The sequence below is a fragment of the Roseateles sp. P5_E11 genome (assembly GCF_054049355.1).
The window spans coordinates 1-4,018 of record NZ_JBFUMO010000534.1 but is presented as its reverse complement, the minus strand read 5'-3'; the positions used below and the strand labels follow the sequence as shown (position 1 = coordinate 4,018).

Sequence of the window (4,018 nt, the reverse complement as noted above, 5' to 3'; positions counted from 1 at the left end):
CCGTTGTCCAGCCTGTGCCGGATGTTCAGCCGCAACTGGCCGCCGGTGTCGCTGGGAAAGCCGTTGTCACGGTAGCCCCTGTGCTTGCGGTAGAAGCCGCCGACGGCGTAGTACGTCCGGTCGGCCAGCTTGCCGGAGGCGAAGCCGTCGAAGCGATACAGGCCGGTGTCGCCCAGCGTGAGCCGGGCGCCGTGCTCCGCCACTTCACCGCCCTGGCGCGTGATCAGGTTGAGGATGGCGGCCGCGTTGTCCGCAAATATCGGCGCTGGCCCGCCACGGACGACTTCGACGTTCTGGGTCATCAGGTCCGGGCGCAGCATGACGTCGCCCTTGAAGAAGTACCCGTCGTTCTCCCCGTAGATGAGCATGCCGTCTTCCTGGAACGTGAAGAAGTTCGACTCGTTCGGAATGCCGCGCACGCGATAAATGTTCTGGGCCTCGCCGCCGGTGGCTTCGGCCTGCACACCCGGCACCTGACCGAGGAGATCCGCCGTGTTCAGCGGTCCAAGCTTGTCGATGTCCGAAGACGACAGGCTCGAAACGGCGTAAGACGTGTCGAACTTGCGGCGGGCCACACCCGTGCCGGTGACCACCATCCGGTCCAGGCTCAGGCGGTTGGCCGCCGGGGGCGTCGACGGGGCTGTCGCTGCGGACGAGGGGGCGCTGGCGGCAGGTCCAGCGCTCAAGGGCGTGTCCTGCGCGTGTGCGGCGACGACCATCGCTAGAGTGGCTAGCGCGACTACTGTCTGCGGGAGCCTCGGGCGGAGCGTTGGAGCGTGTTTCACGTTGTCTCCAGATGTATCGCCGAACTCTTGCAGTGTAGGCAGGCGAGAGGCGAGGCGCCAGACGAGGATGAGCGTCCGCTTTGACCTGCGTCATGGCCCGGCGCAGGCCATGGGTGTCGAACTCGCCGTGTTACGAGTCCGCGGCCCGGCCGGCCGGCCAGCGCGTGAACGGGTTCACCGCCAGGTTGGCATTGACGTAACGGCCATCGCCGGTCACTTCGGCACCCAGCCAGCCGGGCCGGGCAAAGACCTGGCCCTCGTCGGCAAGCTCGATCTCGGCGACCAGCAAGCCGGCATTGGCGCCGAGGAATTCGTCGACTTCCCAGGTCATGCCTTCATGCGGGCACAGGTGGCGGATCTTCTCGACCACCGGACCGTCACACATGGCGAGCAGCTCCAGGGCATCGGCGATGGGCACCTCGTACTCGAACTCGGCCCGCGTCGCGCCCTGGGTCGTGCCCTTGATGGTCAGGAAGGCGGTGTCGCCGGCGACGCGCACGCGCACCGTGCGGGCCGGGTCACGGCTCAGATAGCCTTGGCTGAAGTGGGTCTGCTTCGTCACGGCCTGGCGCCAGCCGTCGCCGGCTATGAGGAATTTGCGTTCGATCTCAATGCCCATCGCTCATTCCCCACGCGCCGCGGCCTCGCGCAGCTTGTCCTTCTTGCTCTTGCGCGTCGTGCTCTTGATGCCGCCGATGGCCTGGGCTTCGGTGGCGACTGCCTCGGGCTCGAAGCCCTCCAGCCGCTCGCGTGGCACGCGCTGGCCCTGGCGCTTCTCGATGAGGCGGAAATGGCTCTCGGCGTTCTCGGCGCTGTCTGCGCAGATGAAGCTGACTGCCACCCCGGTGGCGCCGGCGCGGCCGGTGCGACCGATGCGGTGGGTGTAGTCGGCGGCCGAGCGCGGCAGCTCGTAGTTGACGACGGCGTCCAGCGCATCGACGTGCAAGCCGCGCGCGGCCACGTCGGTCGCGACAAGCACCTTGACGCTGCCGTTCTTCAGCGCCGCCAGCACGTCGCTGCGTGCACCCTGGCTCAGCTCGCCATGCAAGGCGCCGGCCTTGAAGCCATGGGCGAAAAGCTTGTCCGACACCAGCTCGGCCGTGTAGCGGCTGGCGACGAAGACCAGCGCGCGATCCCAGGCCTCTTCCTTGAGCAGTTGCCGCMGTGCGGGCACCAGCGCCAGCACGCGCTGCAACTCGTCGGCAAAGCCGGCGTTGAGCAGCCGGTCGGCTTCGTCCAGCACCAGGCATTCCACGCCGGCCAGCGTCAGGCCGTTGTGGTCGATCAAGTCCAGCAGGCGGCCCGGCGTGGCCACCATCACGTCGCAGCCGCCGCGCAGCGCCATCAGCTGAGGGTTGATGGACACGCCGCCAAAGGCCAGCGCCACCTTGGGCCGGCGCATCAGCAGCGCGGCGACGTTGCGCATCAGCTCGGCCGTCTGGGCGGCCAGCTCACGCGTCGGCGCCAGCACCAACGCACGCGGGCCTGGGCGAGGCGGCGCGGCGACCAGGCGTTGCAGCAGCGGCAGCACAAAGGCAGCGGTCTTGCCGGAGCCGGTCTGCGCCAGCGCGAGCACGTCGGCGCCGGCCAGAATGGGAGGCAACGCAGCCGACTGCACGGCGGTCGGCGCGTGATAGCCCTGTTCGCGCACGGCGCGCAGCAGGGCGGGCGACAGGCCCAGGGAAGAAAAGGACATGCGCGATTGTCGCGGTCAGAACAACTTCTGCTGATCGCCCGCGAGCTGACCCACGGCGCGGGCCTCGATGAGCAGCATGCGCCGCTTGGTCTCGACGCCGCCCGGCGCCGAGAAGCCCGTGGGCTCACCGCCCGCACCCATCACGCGGTGGCACGGCACGATGGGTGGAAACGGGTTGTCGCCCTCGGCGCGGCCGACCGCGCGCGCCGCACCGGGCTGGCCGAGGGCCGTGGCGATCTCGCCGTAGGTGCGGGTCTGCCCGGGCGGGATGGCGCGGGTCAGCGCATGCACCTGGCGGCGGAACTCGGGGATGCCGCGCTCGTCCAAGGTGATTTCGCTCAGGTCTCGCACCTCGCCGGCCAGCAGCGCGCGAATGCCATCGACGGCATGGGCGATGTGGGCGGGCAGCTCCGTCGTCAGTTCGGCGGTGGGATGTCGGCGCTTCAGTCGCGCCGGGCTGGCTTCAGGCAATAGCGAGGCGACGATGCCCCGCTCGCTCCAGACAACGCCGCAGCGGCCCAGTGCCGTGTCGAAGCTGTGAGCCCAAAGCGGCTCGCCGGCCGGCAGCACCGGGCCGATGTCAGGGTCGTCGACAAAATCGCTCACGTTGTTCGGTCGGTGCTTGCAGCAGCGTCTTGAAATAGTAGCCAAGCATGCCATTGACGCGAGCGCGGCCGGCGTCGTCCAGCCACGTGTCGACGCGTGAACGCCAGACGGCGGCGCAGGCTCCGGGATGCAGGCCCTGGTCGGCGCAGTCCAGCAGGGCCTCGAAGCCGCCACGCCAGCGCTCGAAATCGGCGCGGCTCATGACCGGACCATGGCCAGGTACCAGGCGCTGGAAAGGCTGGGCGGAGAGGCGTGCCAGCGCCTCGCGCCAGGCGGGTGGGCAGGCGGTGTCCATGAAGGGCACCGGCAGCGTGACAAGGTCGCCAGCGGCCAGTGTGCCGGTGGCCGCGTCCAACACCCACAAGTCGCCACCGCTGACGGCGGTTTCGATGCCGATCTGCAGGCGGCGGCCGGCGATGGTCCGGGCCGAGGCTGTCCCAATCTCACGATCGGGGCGCAGGGCCGCAGCCTGGTTCAGCAGTTCGAGGTCAACGCGCATGACGGCCGCCTGATCGGGYGGTGCCGTGGGAATGGCCTCCATCAGCTGGCGGCGGTAGCGGTCCAGCCAGCCATCGGCCGCCAGCGCCTTCGCTACCGCGGGCGACGCCCAGGCTTCAAGCCCAGGCCTTTGCGAACGCAACCAGGCGTTGCCGCCGAGGTGGTCGAGGTGCCAATGCGTGTTCAGCACCGCCCTCACCTGCCCGCCCGCCGCCGCGAGCGCCGCTTCGGCATGAGCGCGGTGGCGGCCGCTGTCGATCAGCAGCCAGCCCTGATCGCCCTGCAGCAGCAGGCTGTTGCCGTCGGGCTGGCGGCCAGCCTCGAAACCACCGGGCACCAGGACGACGCCGAGCGCGAGCGGCTGCGCCGTCACCGCCGCCGCGGCGGCCAGGCACAGCACGGCGGCCCACGCGCGCCGCAGTTTCGTCATGGC

At 69.8% G+C, this 4,018-nt stretch carries 5 protein-coding genes; all 5 read right to left on the bottom strand.

The genetic code is table 11. The features are described from left to right. Positions 1-686 (bottom strand): TonB-dependent receptor plug domain-containing protein (locus ACXJKR_RS26410; protein ID WP_457325339.1); only part of this gene is annotated, 686 nt, incomplete at its 3' end. Between the two features lie 229 nt (positions 687-915). After that, entirely contained in the window at positions 916-1,404 is a 489-nt protein-coding gene (locus ACXJKR_RS26405; protein ID WP_457325338.1) for a CYTH domain-containing protein, read from the bottom strand. A 3-nt stretch (positions 1,405-1,407) separates the two neighbouring features. Beyond that, positions 1,408-2,481 carry a DEAD/DEAH box helicase gene (locus tag ACXJKR_RS26400; protein WP_457325337.1) on the bottom strand — a complete coding sequence of 358 codons (1,074 nt, stop codon included), beginning with the start codon at positions 2,479-2,481 and terminating at the stop codon, positions 1,408-1,410. Positions 2,482-2,496: 15 nt separating this feature from the next. Beyond that, on the bottom strand, positions 2,497-3,087 hold the full coding sequence (locus tag ACXJKR_RS26395; RefSeq protein WP_457325336.1) for a methylated-DNA--[protein]-cysteine S-methyltransferase: 591 nt from the start codon (positions 3,085-3,087) through the stop codon (positions 2,497-2,499). Next, positions 3,062-4,018 (bottom strand): MBL fold metallo-hydrolase (locus ACXJKR_RS26390; RefSeq protein WP_457325335.1); only part of this gene is annotated, 957 nt, incomplete at its 5' end. The genes ACXJKR_RS26395 and ACXJKR_RS26390, both read right to left, overlap by 26 nt.